This window comes from Providencia sp. TYF-12, from assembly GCF_041344805.1.
GTDB classification, from domain to species: Bacteria; Pseudomonadota; Gammaproteobacteria; order Enterobacterales; family Enterobacteriaceae; genus Providencia; species Providencia huashanensis.
Genome location: NZ_CP166833.1, coordinates 2,253,393 through 2,278,105, shown reverse-complemented (window position 1 = coordinate 2,278,105; position 24,713 = coordinate 2,253,393). Strand labels below are relative to the sequence as shown.

Genomic DNA, 24,713 nt, shown 5'->3' with positions numbered 1-24,713 from the left:
TTTTAAATTTATACGTTGATTAAAAACGCACCTGCCCGCCAATCATATAAGTACGCCCTCTAGCTGTTGCATTGTTTTTACCGCGTTCTTCCATAATAGCGGTAGAATTTGCACGATTTAGTGCATCCGAATAATTTTTATTGGTTACATTATTAACCGTCATCATCAATTTAACGTTTTTATTAACTTCATAGTCTGCATATAAATCAATAATTGTAGGTTGTTTTTCATAGTTATCTTTTAGCGCATTTCCATCATGATCAACGATAGACTGTACACCAATTCGTTTTGAGGGGCCTGTCCATGTAATGGTTGTACCTACGGTTAATTTCTCATCCAATAAACGTACACCAGAATCTAACGTCAAATAATAATCGGGAAGCTCTGTGAAGTCCCCCGCACTGAAATCAGCAACTTTAGCTATAGAGTTAGGTTGATCCCCAGTTTCTTTGGTATAGGATAATGTTGAATAAACTATACCTGCATCATAATTAGCCTGTAATTCATAGCCACGTAGATTAACATCATGAGGCTCATTGACATACATATAGCTTTTACGCATAAATTCTGGGAATTCTTTGTCCCATACATCATCATTCATCAAACACCAAGCCAGTTCAGCATTTGATCTTGGGCGACAAAGTAAATAAGGCTTACTCGTAATATAGTCTTTAATTTTTGTATGGAACCATAATGCCTTCATATTAAACTGGTCACCTTCAAAAATTAAATCCGGTTTAAAGCTATTAAAACCAACTTGCCATGTCTGTGATTTCTCTTCTTTTAAGAATGGGTTCATTGAATTACCACCTTCTTGAGAATAAAAAACCTCTTGCGTATTCGGTGCTCTCATTGAATGCGCATAACTAACAAATGGCTGGAATTCAGGAATAATTTCTGCTGATAATAAAACTCCGGGGTTAAAACCATTACCCCGTAAATTTAAAGTCGCGGCTTCTTGTGGAAAACAAAAATCTTGATCGCCACATGCAGGTTTGAAACCTTTTAAGTGGTAATTCATATAGTTCAAATCAAAAATTGCTGTATAGATACCATACTTTGCTTCTAGTTGTGTATAGGCGCTCGCAAGATCTAACGACCCACTTGGCGAGAATGGGTTATAGTTCAACGTATCTTGGTCAATAACAGAACTAACCTCGCGCTCATATTTCGTTTTAGATAACTTAGAACCTACTTTCCATTGAAAATCAACATCACCATATGAAAACCGACTTGTATTAGAAAGATTAAGTCCATCGCCAATATTTTTAGACTTACCTTGCCTTAATGCCCAACCTAATGAGTCACCTTCAAATTGTTGGTCGTTTTTACCATGGCTAGCTAAAACCTCAACATCAATTAACTCATTCAGCGGCGTATATTTATATTTAATATAATAATCTTCACTATTAATCTTTCTTCTCGTGAGCTTATTTTGTAAGAAACGACCACTGAATTCTAATTCATGGCTGTCATTAGGTTTATATTTCAATTTGGCTAATTGCGATTGGGGCTTTTGTTTGAAAGTGGAATCAGTGGCAAAGTCGTCACTATCAAACCCATCACCATTTTTATAACTACCAGGAATATTATGGCCACTAACCGCAATTAATCCGCCAAAATAACCATCATCTTGTAATAATGTTTTCCCTGCAACCGCCACCATTCCATTATAACCGAGACCATTATCTCCCCAACTAGCTTTACTACGGAGCCCATATAAATTATCTTTAAAAATCACATCATCAATACCGATAGTGCGGAAATTTGCGCTCCCTACTAAAGCGTTAACACTATTTCCTCCATTTAATTGCCCTTTTTCTACTTCAATTTCAACAATAAAATTTGGATCAATTAAAGCGCCAAAATCATTATTTGGTTGTTGTCCATGTGTATATTGACTCGGGGAAATTCCATAATAACTCTGCGTGATACCATCAACCATCATATTCACGCGCCCAAAACCACTCAGACCACGGAGATTAACATTCACTGTTCCTTGGCTGCCATCCATTTGGGTATAAGTACCGGGCATCGTGCGGATAATTTTGTCCATCGACTGTAATTTATTTTCCGTACCAACCGCATTGTAAGCACCGGGTTTTTCTAATGCTTTGACGAGCGGGGTTTGTTTCTGCGCACCCGAAACTTTTAACTGGCTAAAATTAACCACATTATTTTTCTGTTTATTTTTCTGCTGCGTATTTTCAGCTAAAGCAACCCCTTGGTAGCTAGTGGCAATAATACCAACTACCATAATTATTGTTTTATTATTCATTAAACCATTCCTGTAAACGTACTGAGTGTCATACGCTCACATTGCTAACACAGAACAAAATAGTGCCTGTGAAAAGGCCCAGCAACAATGCCATTAATATTGTTGCTGCCCTAAGAACACCTAATTTTTATAGGTTAATTATTATTTTAAATATGGAAAATATTTGGGTTTATCTTCAAGCATTAAGATAAAGCTATATTCACGAGCTATGTCGTCTAGCGCATTAAAACGCCCTGACTTACCACCATGCCCCGCACTCATATTGGTTTCTAATAATAATAATGAATCACCTTGTTTAATATCTCGCAATTTAGCTACCCATTTAGCAGGCTCCCAGTATTGAACTTGAGAGTCATGTAACCCTGTCGTCACTAGAATATGTGGGTAATGTTGTGCTTTGATATTGTCATATGGACTATAAGCTTTTATTCTCCAGTAATCCTCTTCGTTTTCTGGATTCCCCCACTCATCATATTCCCCTGTCGTCAGAGGAATTGACGGGTCTAACATGGTAGTCACCACATCAACAAATGGGACAGCGGAAACCACACCCTCATATAAATTAGGCGCCATGTTCACAACCGCCCCCATCAACAAGCCACCAGCACTTCCCCCCATGGCATAAACATGCCCTGCTTTACCGTAACCTTCTGATAATAACCCTTTGGTTGCATCAATAAAGTCAGTAAAGGTATTCATCTTGTGGATTGTTTTACCTTGTATGTACCAATTTTTACCTAAGTCACCACCACCACGAATGTGAGCAATCGCGTAAACAAAGCCACGATCAAGCAAAGACAAGCGGGATGAACTAAATGATGGATCAATTCCGTAACCATAAGCGCCATAACCATAGACTAACAATGGGTTTTGCCCCTGTTTGAAAAGATCTTTACGGTAAACCAAGGAAACAGGGACTTTTACACCATCTCGTGCAGTAACCCAAATACGCTTACTTTGGTAATTTTGTTTATTAAAATCTTTAACTTCTTCTTGTTTTAGAAGCTGCTTTTCTTGAGTCAGCATATTAATTTCATATACTGAAGATGGCGTGGTCATTGATGAATAACCGTAGCGTAGTGTATCCGTATCAGGCTCAGGGTTATTCCCGATCCACGCCATGTAAGTTGGGTCATCAAAGCTTACTTGGTTTTCTTTATGTGTTAACCAACTGATTTGGCGGATATTCACCAAACCATTTTGACGTTCTTCCACAACTAACCAATTATTAAATAAAGCAAAATCTTCCAGATCTACCCCATCACGAGGGGCTATAAAGCTTAACCACGGCGCTGAAATATTGTCTGCAATGTATAAACCAAATAATGGGTGTTGGTGATTAGAGCGAATATAGAATTTACCGTTGAAATGATCAGGATAATACTCAACCCCTGTTTGACGTGGTTGTAGAATTTTAACTTCATTTTGTGGCTGGTTAGCATCAATTAACCGGTATTCAGACGTTTCAGTACTCGTGATACCAATTAAAATGAAATCTTTTGACGTCGATTTCGCTAAGCTAACGTAAAAAGTGTCATCCTTTTCTTCATACACCAGTTTATCTTGGGTTTGTTGTGTACCATATTGGTGTTTAACCACTTGGTAAGGCAACAATGTTTGCTTGTCCTTATTCACATAAAATAGTGTTTGGTTATCATTGGCCCAAACAATATTACCTGATGTATTGGTTAATATATTTTCTTGCCATTCGCCCCCCTTAATTTTGCGAAATGACACAGCAAATTCATTACGCCCTTGGCGATCTTCAGCAATAGCTAGCGTGGTGTTATCCGGCGAGATGGCTAATGCCCCCATGCGATAATATTCGGTGCCCTTAGCGCGTTCATTACCATCAACTAAGACAACCCATTCACCATCACTATTAATAGGGCGTCTTTCATATATCGGATAGTTTTTACCCGCAACGACTCGTGAACGGTATGTATAACCATTATAATTATAGGGAACTGACTCATCATCTTGTTTTACTCGAGAAAACAACTCATCATAAATTTCCTTTTTTAACGAACTTCCAGATTGAAGTTGTTGCTGTGTATAGTTGTTTTCTTGTGTTAAGTATTCAATAACTTCTGGTGACTTTCTTGCATCATCCCGCAGCCAATAGTAATCATCGATACGCGTATCACCATGAATAGTCATCGTATGAGGCTGTTTTTGTGCCTTTGGTGCAATCATTCTTTCCTCCGCAAAACTTGCGTTTGTCTGTAGTCCCAATAATATAATGAGACAAAATTTAACGGCTTGAGAGAAGCCTGACAATAGATTTAAATGTGTTAGCATTTCTTACCCTGATTAATCATTGATGATATTAAAATCAATAGGTAACTTCACCGTTACCTTTCCATTAACTAACATATCAATTGGTGGTGGTGGCAATGGTTCAGCTCTCAAAAGGACACGTTGTGCTTCTCTATCTAATGATTGCGTCCCGGAGTTTTTAATTAATACACTGTCTAATACATAACCTTGTGCATCAACCTCAAATTTTATGATAGGACGCCCTATTCTATTACGCCTTTTCGCATCATCAGGGTAGCGCTTAAACTTGTTCAACTGCCCCAGTACCATTGCTTCCCATTGACGTTTGCTATCATCCGCTTGAGAACTGCTATCAACTTGTGCAGCAACGCGCTGTGTTTGTTGTTTAGCCACCGCCTCACTAGTCACCGGGGCAGAACTCGCTTTTGAATTATCGCTTTCAATTTCACTTATTCGTTTGTTACTAATTTCCTTATGTGCTTTTTTGACCTCTGGTTGTGTTTTCTTTTTTTTAATTTTCGCCACTAATAATTCAGCATCTTCATTAACTGGAACAACCGGTTCAAGAAACTCATCGTCAGGAGTTAGCTTTGCTTCGCTTGCTATCGAGAGTTCTTGTGTTTTCCCAATATTAGTTTCAGTTAATTGTTTTGCTTCTGACTCAAAAGAGAGTTCCATTACCACTGAAGGTGATGGTAAGTAATCATCCCATTTATCTTCTATAGTACGAATAAAGAAACCAATAACCATTATGTGTAAAAGAACCGCTAATACAACTGAGCTACTGGTTTTTGTTGCTTGTTCATAACCTAAAGTCATCGCCACCATTTTCATCTTTCTTATCATAAAAAAAGTATGTAAATGATAATCAATAACAAATGTAAATGAAAAGCATTTATTGCCTTTAATGTTAAATCATTCGCATAATTAATGAATATTACTTATCTTATGCGAAATTAATTATTCTTTGGCGTATACCAAACATAATCAGCATGTAAGTTTTCAATTTGATTACCCTCTTCGGAGATAATCAAAACTTTAAATTCTATTTCAGGAGCTAAATCTTGTAAGTGTAAAGGAACCCCGATTGCACGGGTTGCGTGGTACCCACCGGCATACAGCAACGCAGGTTTTGGCGCATTGATTAACGCTTGTGCCATTGCCCGATCACGCATCTGCTGAATAACAGTCATTTTTTCTACTTGTTCAACGGTAAGTTCCCCACCATGTGAGCTTTTAATCGTTTTCCGAATTGTATCTTGTACTACTGACTGCGTTGAATACTGGCCTTTTAGTACAGGTGGATTAGCATAAGCCTCTGTAATAACCTGTTTATCTAAATTAGCGCTCAACAAAGGATATGGCTGACTAAGTAAATGCCTTACCAGATTACCGTATAAGCCCCAAGGCCAGCCAGTATTCCACTTAATAGCCGCCTGTAGCTTTTCATCACGTATATAAAGGTTACTTTGCATCTGAGCTTGCACCTTGGTGATATTGTTTTGCTGTGAAGGCGTAATCATTTCAAGTAACACAGAGCCTTGAGGGCGAACCTGTTGCATTTCCTGAGCAACCCACTGCTCTATTTGGTGATGATACAGATTGTCATGCTTTTCCCCCACAATCACATGAGTGGATTGTGCGAGTCGCTGGATAAGTTGTTGAGGCGTAATTGGTTTTCCTGTAGACAAATCAACCAATTGATTTGGCCCAGTAAGCTGATTATCTAGTTGTACTATGGACGGTGTAACTTTTTGCACACAACCGCTAATAATGAATAACCCGACGATAAAAATGGATACTTTTGATATTAATCTAATTGAAATCATTATACTTTCCGTATGCTGTAGTCTACACTACAAAATACAGATAATGAGAATCATTTTCAATTAAAAAAGACTTCTATTTTATAAAAACAGAAGTCTTTACAGATAATATTAAGTTATTAACACAAAACCTATAGCGGGTTAGTTTGTGCTTCTACAACGGCTAATGCCACCATATTCACAATGCGACGTACTGAAGCAATTGGCGTTAAAATATGCACAGGCTTCGCTACTCCCATCAATACTGGCCCTACAGTAACACCATCAGAGCTAGTCACTCGCAGTAAATTATAACTAATACGAGCTGCTTCCATATTAGGCATAATCAATAAGTTAGCTGAACCTTTTAATGGGCTATCAGGCATCACATCTTTGCGAATTGATTCGATTAAGGCCGCATCGGCATGCATTTCACCGTCAATTTCAAGGTGCGGATCACGTGCTTTAACCATCGCAAGTGTGTCGCGCATTTTTTGTGCTGATGCGCAATCCGAAGAACCAAAACTAGAACGAGAAAGCAGAGCAACTTTTGGTTCAATACCAAAGCGACGTACGGTATCTGCCGCCATTAAAGTAATTTCTGTTAGCTCTTCAGGTGTAGGGTCTTCATTAACGTAAGTATCGGCGATAAACGTGTTACCGGTTGGTAGTAGCAAGGCATTCATCGCACCTGCGGTATGAACACCTTCACGGAAACCAAATAGTTCTTTGACGACTTCGTAATGTTCACCATAACTTCCGACAGTACCGCAAATCATCCCATCTGCTTCGCCACGCAATACCATGATCCCACCAATTAAGGTTGGGTTATTGATTACAGCACGACGTGCCATTTCTTGTGAGACGCCTCGGCGTTTCATAATCTGGTAGTATTCTTGCCAATACTCTTTATACCGTGGGTCATTTTCATTGTTTACTACTTCAAAATCTTTACCTAGTTCAATATGTAGGCCAAGCTTTTGAATGCGCATTTCAATCACACTAGGACGCCCAACTAAAACAGGGAACGCTAAACCTAATGAAACTAATTCTTGAGTCGCATGCAATACGCGCTCTTCTTCCCCTTCCGCCAAAACAATGCGTTTTTTCTCTGTTTTCGCTTGAGAGAAAATAGGCTTCATAAACAAGTTTGTTTTATAGACAAACTGATTTAATTTTTCGATATACACATCAAAGTCTTCGATTGGTCGTGTTGCAACGCCTGAATCCATAGCGGCTTTTGCAACAGCAGGAGCAATCTTAACAATTAAGCGTGGGTCAAATGGTTTAGGAATAATATATTCAGGGCCAAAAAATAAGTCCTGATTACCATACGCAGAGGCCACTTCTTCACTTTGTTCTGCCAAAGCCAAATCTGCAATGGCATACACACAAGCTAGTTTCATTTCTTCGTTAATGGTTGTCGCACCCACATCCAGTGCACCACGGAAAATGAATGGGAAGCATAAAACGTTATTAACTTGGTTAGGATAATCAGAACGACCTGTACAGATAATGGCGTCAGGACGAACCTCTTTGGCTAACGGTGGAAGAATTTCAGGCTCTGGGTTGGCAAGCGCCAATATGAGTGGGTCTTTTGCCATGGTTTTCACCATTTCAGGCGTTAAAAGACGAGGACCAGAACAACCTAGGAAAATATCGGCATTTGGTATCGCATCAGCTAAAGTACGCTGGCCGTTATCTTCAATCGCATAGGCCGCTTTAGTGACATCCATTTTTTCGTCACGACCCTTATAAATAACACCTTTTGAGTCACAAACTGTGATATTTTCACGTTTTAAGCCTAATGCGACTAATAAATTCATACAAGCGATTGATGCGGCTCCCGCGCCTGAAACCACTAGACGGACGTCACCAATCTCTTTTTTTACAATGCGTAATCCATTGATAACCGCAGCAGTACAGATAATCGCTGTCCCGTGTTGGTCATCGTGGAATACGGGTATTTTCATGCGTTCACGCAGTTTTTGTTCAATATAAAAGCATTCTGGCGCTTTGATATCTTCCAAATTAATACCACCAAAAGTTGGCTCAAGCGAAGCAATGATATCAACCAGTTTGTCTGGGTCTGTTTCATCAACTTCAATATCAAAGACATCAACGCCAGAAAACTTTTTAAATAGTACGCCTTTCCCTTCCATGACAGGTTTACCTGCCAAAGCACCAATATTACCTAACCCAAGAACTGCCGTACCGTTGGACACAACGCCAACAAGGTTACCTTTAGCAGTATAACGATAAGCTTTAAGTGGGTTTTCAGCAATTTCAAGGCATGGAACAGCAACGCCGGGGGAATAAGCTAATGCAAGATCGCGCTGGGTTGTTAATGGTTTAGTTGGAGTAACAGTAATTTTCCCAGGATGTGGAAACTCATGAAAATCAAGAGCACTTTGTTTTAATTTATCATCCATCGTCAAGTCCTTTCAAAATTGGTAAGGTAAGAGCGCTAACAGTATAAACACATCTCACTAGCAAATCATGATCATGCTGGCAATTTCCAGAAAAATCTTTCGGTTACGATGATATTATCAGCAATATGTCTGCAGATACCTTACCTGCGCTATCGTTTTATCCATTCAAAGTCCCTCTGCCTCTACCAATAATAAAAGTGATAACAGCAACATGTTTAAGATATTAATCTATTTCTCACAGACTAAGATATTTATTAATTTTATATAAATCATATATCATTATGTACTCCTTCAATTTAAAAAACATGCAAATTAAATTGTGAAAATATTATTTTCACTTTCATGATTATTTTTTTATCATTATCATATTAAAATATTAGATATTATTTACACCAATTTAATGTATTATCAAAATTTGTGATTATTATTTTTATATCGTGTTCTCATAACATATTTCAGTAACTTATTTCAGCAATGCAGGCAATATATAACAACCTAATACATAGTGACAAAACACTATTATATATATTAATTATATATTAAATAAATTATTTAACAGCCCACTCTCTATATGGAAAATATGATATTCCTTAAGACATGACAAAGGAACCGACTATGTCTAATTATTCAGTAATGATTATTGATGAACACCCGATCATACACTTCGGATTACGTCAACTTATAAATACCGATGATTACTTTACTATAATTGCTGAATGTTGCTGCTGTAACGACGCTTTGAATGTCGCAACACAGTTACACCCTAACCTAATAATAATTGATACTAATATTCGAGGGAATAAAACGTTTGAGACCATACGCTCACTTCGTAAGCATTGTATAAATAGTTATATATTAGTGTTATCTGCATCTACTATTAAGACTGATGTGTATAATGCTATCGATTCCGGTGCTCAAGGTTATTTATTAAAAAACAGTGATCTAGATATGCTATTTTATAGTATGAAAAAAGCATCAGAAGGCCAGCATGTGTTTAGTGAAAAAATATATCAACTGCTTATTACACGGCATCAATCTACTGACCCTTTATCAACACTAACTCGACGCGAATGTGAAATCATTCACAAAATGGCACTAGGCTTAAAAAATAGGGAAATAGCTAAATTGTTTTTTATTTCAGAGGAAACGGTGAAAGTTCACATACGCAATATTCTTAAGAAGCTACGTGTCCGCTCACGACTTGAAGCAAGCTTAATATATATGCGCTCAAAATAAATCTATATAATTTAATATTAACGCTCAGTTTAATTCATTTAATATTTATGAAATAAACTATATGCAAGCAAATAATAACCTTGATATCTATTTACCATTTTGGGGTAGATCCTCAATGCATTTTCCCGCATTATATAAGGTATATCGCTATTTTTTGAGGACCATTGTATGTCGAACACCCCTGCTGCTTCTCCTTATATTATGTACGGAATTAAAAATTGTGACACCATAAAAAAAGCTCGCCGATACTTAGAGGATAATGGGGTTGATTATCAGTTCCATGATTATCGGGTTGATGGAATTAGTGATGCATTACTTTCTACACTGATGGATAACATTGACTGGGAAATCCTCGTTAATAAGCGTGGTACTACATGGCGTAAATTGACTGATGATGAAAAAAATGCCGTTATCGACGCTAATAGCGCTAAAAAGGTATTACTTGCAGAGCCTGCGATGATCAAACGCCCTGTACTTGTTTCCGCTGATAACCGTTATCTAGTTGGGTTTAATGCGGATGAGTACCAAAACTTCATTAAATAATCAGGTGATTAAAATGGATTGTCCGGTTATTCAACTTGCCAAAGAACTTATTGCTCGCCCTTCAATCAGCCCTGATGACCAAGGCTGCCAAGCCTTACTTATTGAACGCCTAGACAAAATTGGCTTCATTATTGAGCCCATGCTCTTTGGGAATACATTAAATTTTTGGGCATTTCGTGGCGCAAAAGGCCCTACTTTAGCCTTCGCAGGTCACACTGATGTTGTCCCTGCGGGTAATAGTGCTCAGTGGCAAACACCACCATTTACACCTACGATTATAAATCAGCATCTTTATGGCCGTGGTGCTGCCGACATGAAGGGTTCAGTCGCAGCAATGGTCGTCGCTGCAGAGCGATTTGTTGAAAAACACCCCAACCATCAGGGTCGTTTAGCCTTTTTAATCACCTCAGATGAAGAGGCAGATGCGTTAGACGGTACTGTTAAAGTCGTTGAAACTTTAATGCAGCGCCAAGAACGCGTCGACTACTGTTTAGTCGGTGAGCCTTCTAGTCAAGCTCAATTAGGTGACATTGTTAAAAATGGCCGCAGAGGTTCAATCACAGCTAACCTCACTATCATCGGCGTACAAGGCCATGTCGCCTACCCACATTTAGCAACTAACCCAGTTCACCGCGCAAGTGCGTTTTTGCATGAGCTTACGACCACCACATGGGATACTGGTAATGATTTTTTCCCAGCAACGACGATGCAAATTGCTAACATTCATGCAGGGACAGGGGCAAGTAATGTGATCCCTGGAGAATTATCTGTCCAATTTAATTTCCGTTTTAGTACTGAGTTGACTGACACACAAATACGTGACAGGGTCACTGAAATGTTATCACGACATGGACTCGAGTATAAAATTGAATGGGTACTATCTGGGCAACCTTTTTTGACAGAAAAACGCGAATTAGTTACCGCTACATTACAAGCAATTCATGAATTAACGGGTCAAAACGCTGAACTTTCAACCAGTGGTGGTACGTCGGATGGCCGTTTTATCGCTCAAATGGGCACTCAAGTGATTGAACTAGGCCCATTAAATGCAACAATTCATAAAGTTGATGAATGCGTAAAAGTGGATGACCTACAACAATTAGCTTTAATCTATGAGAGGATCATGGAGTTGTTAATACTATGACCACCAATAATATGCTCACTATTGAAATGCTAACTGGCCGCTCAACAGACCATTTAGTTACGCTTGGCGGGTCACATCGCTTGCAATTTAATGCAACAAAAGCGTTTCTTGCAATGCAACAAACCGCGACTAAAGCGGGCTTTAAATTACAGTCAGCAAGCGCTTTTCGTGATTTTTCACGTCAACAACTTATTTGGAATGAAAAATTTACCGGCCTGCGCCCTGTTCTTGATACTCATAGTCAACCATTAGATATCAGCCAACTTTCTGAAGGGGAACTATGTGAAGCTATTCTGCATTGGTCCGCATTACCCGGAGCCAGTCGCCATCACTGGGGCACAGAGATTGATGTTTATGACCCTTTGCGTATCCCTACAGGGCAAACATTGCAGTTAGAACCATGGGAATATGAGGCTGGGGGCTACCTTGCAGAGCTAAATGATTGGCTTACTGAAAATATGTCAACATTCGATTTTTATCGCCCGTTCACAGCAATTGATGCTGGTGTCGCATACGAACCGTGGCATATTAGTTATTGGCCTTTAGCGCATGAAGCTGAGCAATTATTAACACCTGAAGTGATTAAACAAGTGTTACAGCAAGAAGAGATCTATGGTAAAAATTGGCTAATCAACAACTTAAATTATGTATTTGAGCGTTATATTCGCCTAGATGTATAAGACTAGCTAAGACATTTCTCCCTATTATATTGCGTTTCATAGATTGGAATTCCCCGTCTATGAAACCTTCTTATTTTTCCCTGAAATTTGTTCATCAACCACTGGAAGCCTATACATAAACATTAACAACCAACATAACAGTACCAATAAGCTTATTTTTAACCAAAGGTAACTAACAACCCAAATAGAAAATGAAAATGTTAATAAGATTAAAATAATAGCCTTAGGTTTAGCCCCCTTTGGTAACCCTTTATGTTTTTGCCAATGACGAATATAACTACCGAACCACGAACGATATAGCAACCAGTGATGGAAACGCGGTGATGAGCGAGAGAAGCACCAAGCAGCTAATAATAAAAAAGGGGTTGTTGGCAAAACGGGAAGCACCACACCAGCAAAAGCCAGTACAACAGCTAACCATCCAATGGTAATGAGGAACAATTTTTTCAAAACTCCTCCTCCTTTATAAAGAATAAGAAATAAGCAGATACTAAGGTAAAATACCTTACAAAATCTGTGGTAACTCATAGTAATATCAATGATATACTGTAATGGTAAATAGGCGTAATGAAAAGTCGATTTTGCCGATTGAAATGATTATGATTACCTTTATTTTAGCGTGCTGAAGGTATTGTCCGATTTTAACGGGTATAGCTATATTTTTATCATGCCGTTTAATTTCTAATAAAGGTGATAGGAAACTCGCCTAGTCACATGCCCCCGTATGTAACTAGGGTAACTGAGCGAAATCAACGCACAGACAGCTCAAAGAATGACTGTTCCATACCCATTCTAAATTATTTGAGTTGTATGAAGGCGATAAGAGAAGGCATCCCTAGGAGCATACACCCGTATGTGACTAGGGTAACTGAGCGAAATCAACGCACAGACAGCTCAAAGAATGACGAATGGAAGGTGAATATGCAATGGCTAGCTGACTACTGGTGGATAATTTTACTCTTACTAGTCGGTATTATTTGGAACTCAGTAAAAGAAATGCTGAGACTTGACCCCAAAAAATACCTAGATGATAAACCTGAACTCCCTCCTCATAAAGATAATAACCACTTATGGGACGATGAGGATGACTGGCCTAATGACAAAAAGAAATAATCTTTTGTTTTATTTTGCTAAGCAAATCGGGTTGGTATTTTTTTACTTGTGTACCAACCTCTTTTCTCGCTAATTGTAGCCATTGTTTTTTCCCTGTTAATGCCATATCAGCACAAATTTGAGTTATCGGCTCTAATGATTGCAAATGCCTACTTAACAAAGGTAGTTCATTTGAAGTTACAGTTAACAAACGCATAATGGCACTTTTACTTGCTGCTAGAGGGCGTTTAAACTCACTAAAACCGACTAGTTCTAACCAATCTTCATCCATTAACTGCTGTTGGTCACTTACTAGTAAATTAAACGCTGATAAATCCTCACGCCAGGCTACATCCCGCTGTAACAACAATTCACCTTGCTCACAAAATTGAGATGCGCGGCTCGAAATCGGTAATATTGCCATCGCAGTAAAACACCCGCTACTCGCTTCTTTATGGTCCCCTATGCGAATTAACCGAAAACCTGCTTTTTGCCAAAATGCGAGTAAATCAGGGGTTAACCCAAAACTGACTGATAAAAAATCCAAACCCTGTTGTTTCGCAATAACCTGTTGCTTTTCTAATAATGTTAAACCAACTTGTTTTCTTCGATAATGGCTCTCAACGGCAATACGCATTACCCTACGTGATTTCCATTGAGCAACATTCGGAAAATAACTGTGTGCGGCTAATGACTGTACAACTAAATTCCCTCTAGGCCGGCGTAAACCAGCCCAAATTTGCCAGCCTAGCGCTTCAGTTAATTGCCCCTCATCTACCATCCATACAGCACCAATGAAAGTGCTTTCATGGCCGACAGCTTTTGCCGCCATAAAATGTTGTTGCTTTGCGTCCAATAAACGCCTTAAATCTAAAGGAGATGTTCGATAATGCGCACTCATCAATAAGCCATAAAAAGCGCTAAGTTGGGTATAGTTAGCCGCCAATTCCATTTGAGTTATCCCTAAATACTCAATGGCATCAACCTTATTTTTCTGACATTCTGGTTCTTGTAACAGGAGTGCTTGGTTAAGCCATAGCTCTAAAGGGTCATTTCGAGCAAAACGCATCGGCTCATCAAGCTGAAGTGCTGTGAAATTTTGCAAACTAGCACAAAATTTCAACATAAAACCACGCCCAGTTCCCTCATAACCATCAACGGTCGTCGTCAATAAAACTCGAGGAAAGTATTCTACTAATTCACGCAAAATATAGCTTGGGATGGCTGAAGCTTCATCAATAATTAACCAATCTGCAGTAATGTTTTTTTTCTGGCGACAAAACGACAAAAGATTATCTGGGGACCAAAACGTAATTGGCTTACCTGCTCGTTGTGTTAACACTTCTGTCGCCACTTTCGCTGGAGCACAACACCAGCACTCCCCAGGCCATTGTTGTATTAGCATCCCCGCAAGGGTCGATTTCCCCCGCCCTCTAGGTGCTATTACCCCCCAAATACCACCTTGAGCATGTAATAATTGGCTAATAATTTTTTGTTGTTGTTTGGTTGGTTGACCTGTTGCTGGCAACCATTTGGTTTTATTTTCCAACAATGAAAAACTGGGGGTATTCCCCTGCTGGTAAAATAATACGGTATCCGATAAGTGAATTGTGTGTTGTAAGTGCGATACAAAATTAGGAGTGGGAATAATACCGTGTTGCTCATTCCAGCGTAGGCTATCCACATCTTCACTGGCTGCCCATCTCGACGGCTCTTTGGTACATAAAACCAACAGACTGCCAGCCTTCAATGCCCCAGATAATATTGCCAATGCTTCACTATGTAGGCCTTTACGCGCGTCAAAAATACCGTGTAAAAACTCCCGACCTAACAACAAGTGTGCATTTTCAGGTAGAACCGCCCTCGGTAAGCTAGAGGATAGCGTTAACCAATCCCCCTTTAGTGTTTCTTGTAAGTTTATCAGTTGTTGCTCGACCCAAGCATCGTCTCCAGAAAGGAGCAAAAGACGCCGCATGCCCAGAAAACGAAGCTGTTCTACAATGGGAGATAATAGTTCAACCATAGTAATGTTATGATTTCCCAATTAATAACGACAAGATCCCAGCCGCAATTAACGGCCCTACAGGAACGCCGCGGAACAAAGCGACACCAATAACTGTCCCGACTAATAACCCTGCGACTGTAGAAGGTTGATGTGACATTAAAGTCACCCCACGGCTACCTAGCCAAGAGACGGCAATGCCAATCACGATGGCAAGGATTGATTTCCAATTTAAAAATGAGCTCAGGACTTCGTTCGCTGTTATTTTGCCACTTGCGATAGGAGCCATCACCCCAATAGTGAGAATAAGAATGCCGATTGTTAACCCATATTTTTCAATCCATGGGAAATAATTATTCAATGGCGTTATCCTAACCACCAATAAAAATAACATCGCAAGAGTGACCGTCATATTATGACTTATGATCCCTAACCCAGCTAATACCAGTAGGATGATTAATGTTGGATCAACATGACTCATAGATTTATCCCTGTAGAACGCGTAATTATTATTTTACGAACAGCTAAAATGATTGGTTTCAAAACATGTTATTGGCTCATCATCAAAGAAGCAAATATATACATGCTCTATTTTGTTTTTGCTAACCTATTATTATAATGAATAATAAAACTGACTGTCTCCTTCCATCATATTAACTTAGTAATTACACTTGTATTACTTATTAATATCAATTGATGCTGTTTAATATTTTTAGCTTTATTCTAACTAAAGGCATGTATGAATACGAATATTGCCCATCTAGCATACTGAACAATCCTCAAAGCTATACCATCCGAGGATGGTTTAAACGGGAATAGTAAACATTTCCCTTAGCAATTTACCCATATTAAAGAAAACACTCGCTAGCATAAACCATGGTTATCCGTTTATCGTGCTCAGAAAAACACCGTTAAGTTTAAATCCACCTGTAAGCAATAAAACTTAAGCTAAATATTCGGGATATTCATAACTCTTTATTTTTTTATTTCTTCATTTTTCCCATATTCATCACCATAAACACCAACTTACAGTGCGTTTTACTAAAGATGCACTCAAACACCTTTGTTCCCAGACAATTGGTAATTATTGAGTATAATATCCATCAGTTATTAATATAAAAAGTCATAAACCAAGATAATTGATAATTTACTAAATTGTGTGGCACTTATTACTAGCACAATAATTAGGATTAATGATATGACCCACCCTTTACCCCTTTATTCCAACGCTCGTTTTATTGCTATCCGCTTAGTACCCGATGAAGATGTGATTTTATCCTTACGCCAACAAATTGCACATCATCGTCTGCAAGCTGCGTTTATTGCTGGGAGTGTTGGCAGCTTAACCAATGTTGCTCTACGTTTCGCTGGGCAGGATATAACGCATCATACAACAGGTAAATTTGAGATTGTCTCTTTAATCGGTACGTTGGATGCCCAAGGTGAACACCTTCATCTGGCGGTTGCTGACGAAACTGGCAAAGTGCTTGGTGGCCATATGATGCCCGGTTGCACAGTGAGAACCACATTAGAACTGGTGATTGGTGAACTTGAAAAAACCAATTTCACACGTGAACCGTGTCCTCTTTCAGGTTACGAAGAACTTATTATCACCTCTCGTTAATTTATTATTCCATCATAGCAAGGAATACGTTGTCATGAGCAAAACGTCGATTATTTCTAGTCGCACACTGACTTTAATTGTTTTTTCGATCGCGATTAATATGATTATTGGGCAATTAAGCTCTATGTTAAAACTGCCTATTTTTCTCGATTCTATTGGAACGCTAATTTGTGCGTTATTAGCAGGCCCTTGGGTCGCCTTGTTTAGTGGCTTATTAACCAATTTATTGTGGGGATTACTCAGCGGGCCTATCGCCGCAGCATTTGCCCCCGTAGCCATGATGATCGGCCTCAGTGCTGGGTTGTTAGCCCGTGCCGGCTGTTTTCGCACCTTACCTAGAGTTATTTTATCCGGGGTCATTATTACCTTTGCATTAATGCTCGTTGCTGTCCCTATTCGCACTTACTTATTTGCAGGGACGACGGGTAGTGGAGCTGATTTTTTCGTTGCCTATTTCCATGCCGTTGGAGATAACTTACTTGAATCAGTCGCGATTACCGTTCTAGGTGCCAACATCGCAGATAAAGTTATTTCCGCTATTGTTGCTTGGCTGCTGGTTCGCCAATTGCCGGAGCGAGTGCAACGCAACTACCCCAATATGGCTAAGGTAAGTTAAATGCACCCGTTTACCTCGCTGACGCTTTGGCTCTGGCTGAGTGCGAGTTCACTATTTTTGCCTTTGGGGTGGCCTTTAGCTCTGCTAGGTTGTAGTACTTTTATGGTATTACTATTATGGCAACCCGCTCGTCATCGTTGGCGTGTTGTCGCGTGGATTATGATACCCATGGCGGCAGGTCTCTGGCTTATCCATAGTGGTTGGTTAGCCCAGATACTCACAGGGGATACGTTGAAAAATAGCCGCCCAGACTTTGCCATGGCATTATGGTTTAGGTTATTAACTATTATTAGTGGCTCCCAACTTTGGTTGCAATTTGTCCCGACGGAGCGGTTTATTCGAGCCCTATTTGCTAGCAGGTTGCCCGCAAGCTTTGCCTATTTATTGGCAGGTCCACTATTACTCGTTGAACAACTACGCCAACAGTTGATAACTATCCGTGAAGCTCAAATTGCTCGCGGAGTTCCCTTAAATGGCGGGATTTGGCAGCGCATCACATCATTGCCGGCCTTATTATTTCCACTAGCCAGTAATACACTCAATGAGTTGAGTATCCGCAGTGCCGCGCTGGATATGCGTGGCTTTCGATACAGCTCTAACCGTACGACCCTTAACCCTCCCGCTGACAGTTTATGGCAAATATCCTTACGCTACGGGTTAGTCATATTTATTTTTATTGAAGGTGGTTTAGCTCTGTGGTGGTGAATTTGCAACAAATGTGCTTTATTCCACAAGGAACAGAGCAAATTTTATTAGGGCCGATAGATTTACGTCTCGATCCAGGGCAGTGGCTATGTGTATACGGGGGCAATGGCAGTGGTAAAAGTACATTAGCCCAACTACTTGCGGGCTGGCATGATGATTTAATCCGTGGGAAAATTGAAGGTGTCGCCAATGTTTTACAGGGAACATTGACAACAGACTCATTAATTCAAGCTTCAACTAGCCGGCAACTCATTCAACAATCCCCACATTTACAGCTATCAGGCTGTGCTTTTACCGTCGAGCAAGAAATAGCCTTTGGGCCTGAAAATTTAGGGTTAGCACCAGAAGAGATAGATAGGCGGGTTGAACAAGCAATCCGTTTAACCTTCTGTGAGCCTTTACGTACTCGGCACCCTTCAACCTTATCGGGTGGTGAAGCTCAGCGTGTCGTCTTAGCCAGCGCTTTAGCAATGCAACCGAAATTACTGCTACTCGATGAGGCATTTAGTCGGTTAACACCTAGTGCGACACAGCATATTTTAATTCAACTCAAGCAATACACCGAACAAACTGGTTGTAGCTTAATGTTATTTGAGCGCAATTTATTACCCGCAACCCATTTTTGCAGTACTTTTTTGCTATTAAGTTCTGGTAAAGCATTTTTAGAAGCAGGAAAAATGCAAGCCGTCGGCAGCTTGAATGATATTTTTCTTGCTGCACTTGAAACTATTAATATGCCAGACGCATGGCGAGCCGTGGGAGAGCTAGTCAAACAAGGTCTTTGGGTTGGTAATATCCCCCATAATGAAAGCCAACTGGTGCAAGCATTTAAGGAGCGGTATGCTGCAACTCGATAAGCTAACTTACCGTTGGCCAAGTTCTAGTCATGATAATATTAAGAGCTTATCTGTCTCCATATACTCTGGAGAATGGGTAGCTTTAGTGGGGGATAATGGCGCGGGGAAATCAACACTATTGCGACTTTTAGCGGGTTTATTGCAACCCACCAGCGGTCATATACACCTCGACAATCAAAAGCTCAGTGCCATTACTGCACCCCATAGAGCAAACCAGATCGGTATTTTATTTCAAGAAGCTGAAAAACAAATTTTTCATAGTCGAGTCAAAGACGAAATCGCCTTTGGTTTAAAGCGGCAAAAATACGCTAAAGCTGAAATTCAAACGCGTACATTACATGCGCTAAAGACTTGCGGCCTCACTGATGTTGCAGATAAACACCCTTTAGATTTGCATGCAGGCCAACGAAGAATGGTTGCTGTTGCCTGTTTAGAGGCTATCTCTCCTAAATTATTATTACTCGATGAGCCTAGCCGTGATTTCGATGCATGTTGGATGCGCCGATTCGAGCATTGGCTAACATTGCAACGTGAAAAAGGGGTTACGGTGGTCACCATTAGCCATGACCTTGACTTTGTAGCACGCCATTTCCAGCGGACCTTACATTTATCAAATGGGGAGCTCATCGCTGATGGGCCGCCATTATCTATATTATGCCATCCTAAACTGCAAGTTGAGTCGTCTCTTCCGGCCCCAACACTGATTTCACTTAGCCAACAGTTACAACTGGAACAACTGGAACAACTGGAACAACTGGAACAACTGGAACAACTGGAACAACCTTATATCACCCCATTGTCTTGGGTAACCAATTTTCTGAACCAATCGTCCCTTAAGTAACATAACTCTTCGTCAAAATCAGCCTGAATAGCAGGCTGATCCATACCTAAAATAATGGAAAATTGATTAATCTAGCGGTACACCAATACGACGAGCAACTTCTTCATAAGCCTCAATCAAGCCGCCAAGGCTTTGACGGAAACGGTCTTTATCCATTTTATTAAGGGTTGCTTTATCCCATAAACGGCTACCATCTGGAGAGAATTCATCCCCTAGTACCACTTGGCCTTTATATAAACCAAACTCTAGTTTGAAATCGACTAAAATGAGCCCAGCATCGGCAAAAATTTTGCTCAGAACCTCATTTGCTTTGTAGCTCAGTTCACGCATTGTTGCCAGATTGTCTTTGCTAACCCAACCAAAGGTTTCACAATAAGACTCATTGACCATTGGGTCATGCTTCGCATCATCTTTTAAGAATAAGTCAAATAAAGGTGGGTTCAATACCATACCTTCTTCAACACCTAAGCGCTTAACAAGTGAACCCGCTGCGCGGTTACGAATAACACATTCAACTGGAACCATATCTAGTTTTTTGACTAGTGCTTCAGTGTCAGAAAGCAGTGCCTCCATTTGTGTTGGAATACCCGCCTCTTCTAATTTGCTCATAATAAAATGGTTAAATTTATTATTAACCATGCCTTTACGATCAAATTGTTCGATACGCTCACCATCGAGTGCTGATGTATCATTACGGAATTCCAGAACCAGCAGATCAGGATCCTCTGTGGTATAGACAGTTTTTGCCTTACCACGATACAACTCAGCTTTCTTTTGCATCTTACACACTCCAGAGATGTGATTAATCTATATAAAAAATGATATGGGAATTCTGTCATCATTCTGTCTTTACAGAAAAGATAATTAACAGAAGAAAAACCATTTAAAAATACGGTTCACTGTTAATTTTCTACTCTGTTTCAGCTAGTTATATGCCAATGTAAAAGCTTATGCTAACCCACTGATATACAATATTTTATATTTTAGCGCTAATTATGATAATAAAATTCTCAGGCGGACGCAAACGATTACTTCAGCATAAACACTGATTTTTTGTCCATTCGTTTTATGGCGTCTCATATTGGCAAGATAGCAATAATATTTAAAATGATTATCTATCTATAAACTTATGATGAGCTAACTCATCCCTTTTCCCCAATTTGAACACACCCAATTTGGCTAAAATTTCCCATAAAAAAAACCGCGACTTGTATTGCAAGCCACGGTTTTTATTTGTTTTACCAAAATGAAATATAATTATTTATTCGTTGGAACTTTACTAAACGCCGCTTTTAATGCCGCGACCATTTCATCATTTTGTTTCTGTGTTAATGCGACACCTTTAGTGGTGATAAATTGCAGCGTACTACGGTTGTTTAAGTCACCAACCTGCAATTTATAATCCGCTTCAGGGATAGATGGGTCATCAACCCCCAGAGCTTGCCATTCTGAGCTACTTAAGCCTTTGTAAGTTACCGTGACAGAGCCACTAGAGCGAGAACGGTCGCCAACTTTCATGCCTACACTTTCTAGTGCATGAGGTAACCTTTCCCAAACCGCATCAAATGGCGCACGGACAACGACTAAAGGAAGGCCTGTATCGTCACTACCTGTTTGAACATCTATGATCCCATAGGCACTTTGGATACTGTTTTTATTTGAAGTATCACGCAACGTATATAAATTATCAGTTAATTCGTTTAACAATAATTTGTTATAACGTTGAACTTCAATAGTATCAGTAATAGTTTCATCACCTTGGCGTAACCCTAAACTGGTGACTGTTAATGCCATCATGCCGTTTTCAGGTTTAACCGTAATTTTATGGCGGCTTTCAATAGGCACGTTTTCGTCAGCACGATCCCACTTGACCCAATTGGTTTCAATTGAGCGAGAGCCATCATCTTTCGATGAAACTGGGATGCCTCTTTGTTCTAGGATCATGGTGACTTGTGACCAAAGAGCACTATTTTCAGGTGTATTTTCTAGCAACAAACGACTTGCTTGCGCGCTATCTTCCGTGCGTGAACCCGCTAATTGCGAAATTGTCAGTACAGGGGGACGAATATCTAAAGCTTTCCCTACTGCGCCTGTTGATGTGGCTTTAGGGATATCATACTCACCATTTGCTTCTGGTAATGTAAGCCCTTGTGGCACATTTAACACTTTCAATGGCGCAGCATTGAGGTATTCCTCATCACCGCTGACCTGACGTTTATAGCGCTGATCGCTGGAGCAGGCTGCCAGTAACACGACAAGTGACAGGCCAGCAACCTTCATAACCTTCGATTTTTGCAATAATGTTGCCATTAAAATTCCCTAAATTTTACAGTAACCCAGCGAGTTTCAAGGCTTCTTCCACTTTTTGCTGGCCTGAGCTGGTTAGCGGTGTCATAGGTAACCGCAATGTACCATCTGTAATCAAGCCTAAGCGATGACAGCCCCATTTCGCTGGAATTGGATTTGGTTCAACAAACAACTGAAGATGTAACCCCATCAGTTTTTTGTTTAATTCGCGCGCTTCAGTATATTTGCCTGCAAGCGCTAAGTCACACATTTTTACCATCTGCGGTGCAGCAACGTTAGAAGTTACTGAAATAACGCCCTTTCCACCGAGTTGCATGAAATCGAGTGCTGTCGCGTCATCACCGGTTAACAGTACAAAATCATCATCAACCAGTTCTTTGATTTGATGAACCCTAGCTAAGTTCCCTGTCGCTTCTTTAATTGCGACAATATTCGCCAATTTCGCTAAACGCCCTACGGTTTCAGGTAACATATCGCAGCCTGTCCGTGATGGTACATTATAAAGAATCTGTGGCAAGCTAGTGTTCTCTGAAATTGCTTTAAAATGTTGATATAGCCCTTCCTGAGAAGGCCTATTATAATAAGGTGTTACCGTCAGGCAAGCAACTACCCCACTATTTTCAAATTCATTGGTTAAAGAGATAGCTTCTGCTGTCGCATTTGCACCTGCACCAGCAATAATTGGGATACGCCCATCAGCAAGTTCTAAGGTGGCTTTCACTACATCCACATGTTCTTTGTGAGTTAAGGTTGCTGATTCGCCTGTTGTACCAACAGAAACAATGGCAGATGTTCCGCTTTCAACATGGTAATCCACCAGTTTTTTCAGACTGGCTTTATCTAAACGCCCCGCTGAGTCCATCGGTGTTATAACTGCAACAATGCTTCCCATTAAAAAATCTTTATAATTTGCGTTTCCATTAGCCATGACGATACCCCCTTAATAATTGAACCCCCATGTTACTTTTTCATTTCCAAGAAGAAAACCACCCAACAGCAAGATTTTAATGAATTTTGTTAATGCCAGAGACATTAACTTAAATAGAAGTAATAATTCGCTGATATTTCTCGCAAGAGTGTGTGCTTTCTCTTGGCAGATGCCATTTTTTATGGTTTCCTTACCTGCATCTGGCGTCAGTTTTATGACAACTGTATTTACTGCTATATTCTAATTAAGTGTTTAACTGACATAATCAAAAACATTAAGGGACAGACTTTGCCTAAGACTGAACAGCAATTTCTTGTGATTACTGCGCTGGGAACAGATCGTCCGGGCATTGTGAACACGATTACTCGCCTCGTTAGTGAGTGTGACTGTAATATTGAAGATAGTCGCTTAGCGATGTTTGGCAAGGAGTTTACGTTTATTATGATGTTATCCGGCAGTTGGAATGCCATCACTCTATTAGAGGCGACATTGCCTCCTAAAGGGGCGGAACTTGACTTGCTGATTGTCATGAAAAGAACTCAAAGTGTTCAAACAACCTATTACCCATCGACAGTAACGGTGAACGTGGTTGTCGACGATGCACCACGGATTGTCGAGCAATTCACAAATTTATTCACAACTTCGCAATGTAATATTGCAGAGCTTGTTTCTAAGACTCAACCAGCCAATAATGATATGCCCGCTCAACTGGAAATTCAGATTACTGCACACGACCCGTTGGACGATAACGGCATAATTATAAAAAACAAATTTCAACAACTATGTACAATGCTAAATGCTAAAGGCAACATAAGCATTATCAACAACCCCAATATGCAGAGTTAACGGAGATATATGTAATGAACCCATTGAAAGCCGGTGATAAGGCGCCTCAATTTAGCCTTCCTGACCAAGATGGTGAGATCATCAATCTTTCTGATTATCAGGGTCAGCGCGTATTAGTTTACTTTTATCCTAAAGCGATGACTCCAGGTTGTACCGTTCAAGCGTGTGGTTTGCGTGATGAAATGGACACACTAAAAGCGAAAGGTGTCGAGGTTTTAGGGATTAGCACAGACAAACCAGAGAAACTTTCTCGTTTCGTTGAAAAAGAAATGTTGAACTTCACTTTATTATCAGACGAAGAGCACCAAGTATGTGAGCAATTTGGGGTTTGGGGTGAAAAACAATTTATGGGGAAAACCTATGATGGCATTCATCGTATCAGTTTCCTCATTGACCCAACAGGGAAAATAGAACACGTATTTGACAATTTCAAAACCAGCAATCACCACGAAATCGTCCTCGAATACATTACCGCGAACGCTTAATTTTTAGTCTTT

At 39.9% G+C, this 24,713-nt stretch carries 23 protein-coding genes; 12 read left to right on the top strand and 11 right to left on the bottom strand.

All coding sequences use genetic code 11. The features are described 5' to 3' along the window. Positions 1-19: 19 nt before the first annotated feature. The 5 genes from ABE954_RS10250 to maeB all read right to left on the bottom strand — a co-directional run bounded on the left by ABE954_RS10250 (position 20) and on the right by maeB (position 8,795). Positions 20-2,278 (bottom strand): TonB-dependent receptor domain-containing protein, encoded by a 2,259-nt coding sequence (locus ABE954_RS10250; protein ID WP_371025885.1) that lies wholly within the window; start codon positions 2,276-2,278, stop codon positions 20-22. A 141-nt stretch (positions 2,279-2,419) separates the two neighbouring features. Further along, complete coding sequence (locus tag ABE954_RS10245; RefSeq protein ID WP_129465977.1) at positions 2,420-4,579, bottom strand: S9 family peptidase; 2,160 nt, start codon at positions 4,577-4,579, stop codon at positions 2,420-2,422. 12 nt (positions 4,580-4,591) lie between these two features. Further along, complete coding sequence (locus tag ABE954_RS10240; protein ID WP_071548144.1) at positions 4,592-5,386, bottom strand: energy transducer TonB; 795 nt, start codon at positions 5,384-5,386, stop codon at positions 4,592-4,594. A 128-nt stretch (positions 5,387-5,514) separates the two neighbouring features. Further along, positions 5,515-6,387, bottom strand: a complete 873-nt coding sequence (locus tag ABE954_RS10235) for a ChaN family lipoprotein (protein ID WP_129465978.1) — start codon at positions 6,385-6,387, stop codon at positions 5,515-5,517. A 128-nt stretch (positions 6,388-6,515) separates the two neighbouring features. Beyond that, entirely contained in the window at positions 6,516-8,795 is a 2,280-nt protein-coding gene (maeB, locus tag ABE954_RS10230) for an NADP-dependent oxaloacetate-decarboxylating malate dehydrogenase (protein WP_042843562.1), read from the bottom strand. A gap of 615 nt (positions 8,796-9,410) precedes the next feature. Between maeB and ABE954_RS10225 the strand changes: the two genes are divergently transcribed. From ABE954_RS10225 to ABE954_RS10210, 4 genes are all read left to right on the top strand, one after another. Continuing rightward, positions 9,411-10,031: a LuxR C-terminal-related transcriptional regulator gene (locus tag ABE954_RS10225; RefSeq protein ID WP_042843561.1), complete on the top strand. Its 621-nt coding sequence runs from the start codon at positions 9,411-9,413 to the stop codon at positions 10,029-10,031. 168 nt (positions 10,032-10,199) lie between these two features. Then, positions 10,200-10,574 carry an ArsC family reductase gene (locus ABE954_RS10220; protein ID WP_042843560.1) on the top strand — a complete coding sequence of 125 codons (375 nt, stop codon included), beginning with the start codon at positions 10,200-10,202 and terminating at the stop codon, positions 10,572-10,574. 13 nt (positions 10,575-10,587) lie between these two features. Further along, on the top strand, positions 10,588-11,718 hold the full coding sequence (dapE, locus tag ABE954_RS10215; protein WP_371025897.1) for a succinyl-diaminopimelate desuccinylase: 1,131 nt from the start codon (positions 10,588-10,590) through the stop codon (positions 11,716-11,718). An 11-nt stretch (positions 11,719-11,729) separates the two neighbouring features. Continuing rightward, positions 11,730-12,398, top strand: a complete 669-nt coding sequence (locus tag ABE954_RS10210; protein WP_042844315.1) for a M15 family metallopeptidase — start codon at positions 11,730-11,732, stop codon at positions 12,396-12,398. Between the two features lie 57 nt (positions 12,399-12,455). On the opposite strand, the gene ABE954_RS10205 is transcribed toward ABE954_RS10210, so the two are convergent. Continuing rightward, positions 12,456-12,848, bottom strand: coding sequence for a DUF454 family protein (locus ABE954_RS10205; RefSeq protein WP_094301207.1), 393 nt, complete (start codon positions 12,846-12,848; stop codon positions 12,456-12,458). A gap of 471 nt (positions 12,849-13,319) precedes the next feature. On the opposite strand from ABE954_RS10205, the gene ABE954_RS10200 reads away from it, so the two are divergent. After that, a complete protein-coding gene (locus ABE954_RS10200) occupies positions 13,320-13,511 on the top strand; it encodes a YpfN family protein (protein ID WP_042843559.1) in 192 nt (63 codons plus the stop codon). Here ABE954_RS10200 and ABE954_RS10195 read toward each other — a convergent pair. Further along, positions 13,492-15,513 carry a tRNA(Met) cytidine acetyltransferase TmcA gene (locus ABE954_RS10195; protein WP_042843557.1) on the bottom strand — a complete coding sequence of 674 codons (2,022 nt, stop codon included), beginning with the start codon at positions 15,511-15,513 and terminating at the stop codon, positions 13,492-13,494. The genes ABE954_RS10200 and ABE954_RS10195 overlap by 20 nt on opposite strands. A 7-nt stretch (positions 15,514-15,520) precedes the next feature. Beyond that, complete coding sequence (locus tag ABE954_RS10190) at positions 15,521-15,973, bottom strand: DUF441 domain-containing protein (RefSeq protein WP_004911348.1); 453 nt, start codon at positions 15,971-15,973, stop codon at positions 15,521-15,523. A 717-nt stretch (positions 15,974-16,690) separates the two neighbouring features. Here ABE954_RS10190 and ABE954_RS10185 point away from each other — a divergent pair. The 5 genes from ABE954_RS10185 to ABE954_RS10165 are packed head-to-tail and all read left to right on the top strand — an operon-like array spanning position 16,691 to position 20,135. Then, positions 16,691-17,116, top strand: coding sequence for a PPC domain-containing DNA-binding protein (locus tag ABE954_RS10185; RefSeq protein ID WP_042843555.1), 426 nt, complete (start codon positions 16,691-16,693; stop codon positions 17,114-17,116). A gap of 34 nt (positions 17,117-17,150) precedes the next feature. Then, a complete protein-coding gene (locus ABE954_RS10180; RefSeq protein WP_042843553.1) occupies positions 17,151-17,732 on the top strand; it encodes a membrane protein in 582 nt (193 codons plus the stop codon). Further along, entirely contained in the window at positions 17,733-18,437 is a 705-nt protein-coding gene (locus ABE954_RS10175) for an energy-coupling factor transporter transmembrane component T (protein ID WP_129465979.1), read from the top strand. It abuts the gene before it with no gap. Further along, a complete protein-coding gene (locus tag ABE954_RS10170; protein WP_206226983.1) occupies positions 18,428-19,294 on the top strand; it encodes an energy-coupling factor ABC transporter ATP-binding protein in 867 nt (288 codons plus the stop codon). The genes ABE954_RS10175 and ABE954_RS10170 overlap by 10 nt, the downstream gene beginning before the upstream one ends. Continuing rightward, positions 19,278-20,135 carry an energy-coupling factor ABC transporter ATP-binding protein gene (locus tag ABE954_RS10165; protein WP_206226986.1) on the top strand — a complete coding sequence of 286 codons (858 nt, stop codon included), beginning with the start codon at positions 19,278-19,280 and terminating at the stop codon, positions 20,133-20,135. Before ABE954_RS10170 ends, ABE954_RS10165 begins: the two co-directional genes overlap by 17 nt. A gap of 66 nt (positions 20,136-20,201) precedes the next feature. Here the strand turns inward: ABE954_RS10165 and purC are convergent, their stop codons facing one another. The 3 genes from purC to dapA form a co-directional block, all read right to left on the bottom strand. Continuing rightward, complete coding sequence (purC, locus tag ABE954_RS10160) at positions 20,202-20,915, bottom strand: phosphoribosylaminoimidazolesuccinocarboxamide synthase (protein ID WP_042843549.1); 714 nt, start codon at positions 20,913-20,915, stop codon at positions 20,202-20,204. 477 nt (positions 20,916-21,392) lie between these two features. Continuing rightward, positions 21,393-22,445, bottom strand: coding sequence for an outer membrane protein assembly factor BamC (bamC, locus tag ABE954_RS10155; RefSeq protein ID WP_042843547.1), 1,053 nt, complete (start codon positions 22,443-22,445; stop codon positions 21,393-21,395). A 16-nt stretch (positions 22,446-22,461) separates the two neighbouring features. Beyond that, positions 22,462-23,334 carry a 4-hydroxy-tetrahydrodipicolinate synthase gene (dapA, locus tag ABE954_RS10150; protein WP_042844313.1) on the bottom strand — a complete coding sequence of 291 codons (873 nt, stop codon included), beginning with the start codon at positions 23,332-23,334 and terminating at the stop codon, positions 22,462-22,464. Between the two features lie 324 nt (positions 23,335-23,658). Between dapA and ABE954_RS10145 the strand changes: the two genes are divergently transcribed. Both ABE954_RS10145 and bcp read left to right on the top strand, forming a co-directional pair. Continuing rightward, positions 23,659-24,216 (top strand): glycine cleavage system transcriptional repressor, encoded by a 558-nt coding sequence (locus ABE954_RS10145; protein WP_042843546.1) that lies wholly within the window; start codon positions 23,659-23,661, stop codon positions 24,214-24,216. A 14-nt stretch (positions 24,217-24,230) separates the two neighbouring features. After that, positions 24,231-24,701, top strand: a complete 471-nt coding sequence (gene bcp / locus ABE954_RS10140) for a thioredoxin-dependent thiol peroxidase (RefSeq protein WP_042843545.1) — start codon at positions 24,231-24,233, stop codon at positions 24,699-24,701. The last annotated feature ends 12 nt before the right edge of the window (positions 24,702-24,713 follow it).

Coding starts and splice junctions, on each gene's coding strand:
- ABE954_RS10250 (WP_371025885.1), bottom strand. CDS start 2,278: ATGAATAATAAAACAATAATTATGGTAGTTGGTATTATTGCCACTAGC.
- ABE954_RS10245 (WP_129465977.1), bottom strand. CDS start 4,579: ATGCTAACACATTTAAATCTATTGTCAGGCTTCTCTCAAGCCGTTAAA.
- ABE954_RS10240 (WP_071548144.1), bottom strand. CDS start 5,386: ATGGTGGCGATGACTTTAGGTTATGAACAAGCAACAAAAACCAGTAGC.
- ABE954_RS10235 (WP_129465978.1), bottom strand. CDS start 6,387: ATGATTTCAATTAGATTAATATCAAAAGTATCCATTTTTATCGTCGGG.
- maeB (WP_042843562.1), bottom strand. CDS start 8,795: ATGGATGATAAATTAAAACAAAGTGCTCTTGATTTTCATGAGTTTCCA.
- ABE954_RS10225 (WP_042843561.1), top strand. CDS start 9,411: ATGTCTAATTATTCAGTAATGATTATTGATGAACACCCGATCATACAC.
- ABE954_RS10220 (WP_042843560.1), top strand. CDS start 10,200: ATGTCGAACACCCCTGCTGCTTCTCCTTATATTATGTACGGAATTAAA.
- dapE (WP_371025897.1), top strand. CDS start 10,588: ATGGATTGTCCGGTTATTCAACTTGCCAAAGAACTTATTGCTCGCCCT.
- ABE954_RS10210 (WP_042844315.1), top strand. CDS start 11,730: ATGCTCACTATTGAAATGCTAACTGGCCGCTCAACAGACCATTTAGTT.
- ABE954_RS10200 (WP_042843559.1), top strand. CDS start 13,320: ATGCAATGGCTAGCTGACTACTGGTGGATAATTTTACTCTTACTAGTC.
- ABE954_RS10195 (WP_042843557.1), bottom strand. CDS start 15,513: ATGGTTGAACTATTATCTCCCATTGTAGAACAGCTTCGTTTTCTGGGC.
- ABE954_RS10190 (WP_004911348.1), bottom strand. CDS start 15,973: ATGAGTCATGTTGATCCAACATTAATCATCCTACTGGTATTAGCTGGG.
- ABE954_RS10185 (WP_042843555.1), top strand. CDS start 16,691: ATGACCCACCCTTTACCCCTTTATTCCAACGCTCGTTTTATTGCTATC.
- ABE954_RS10180 (WP_042843553.1), top strand. CDS start 17,151: ATGAGCAAAACGTCGATTATTTCTAGTCGCACACTGACTTTAATTGTT.
- ABE954_RS10175 (WP_129465979.1), top strand. CDS start 17,733: ATGCACCCGTTTACCTCGCTGACGCTTTGGCTCTGGCTGAGTGCGAGT.
- ABE954_RS10165 (WP_206226986.1), top strand. CDS start 19,278: ATGCTGCAACTCGATAAGCTAACTTACCGTTGGCCAAGTTCTAGTCAT.
- purC (WP_042843549.1), bottom strand. CDS start 20,915: ATGCAAAAGAAAGCTGAGTTGTATCGTGGTAAGGCAAAAACTGTCTAT.
- bamC (WP_042843547.1), bottom strand. CDS start 22,445: ATGGCAACATTATTGCAAAAATCGAAGGTTATGAAGGTTGCTGGCCTG.
- dapA (WP_042844313.1), bottom strand. CDS start 23,334: ATGGGAAGCATTGTTGCAGTTATAACACCGATGGACTCAGCGGGGCGT.
- bcp (WP_042843545.1), top strand. CDS start 24,231: ATGAACCCATTGAAAGCCGGTGATAAGGCGCCTCAATTTAGCCTTCCT.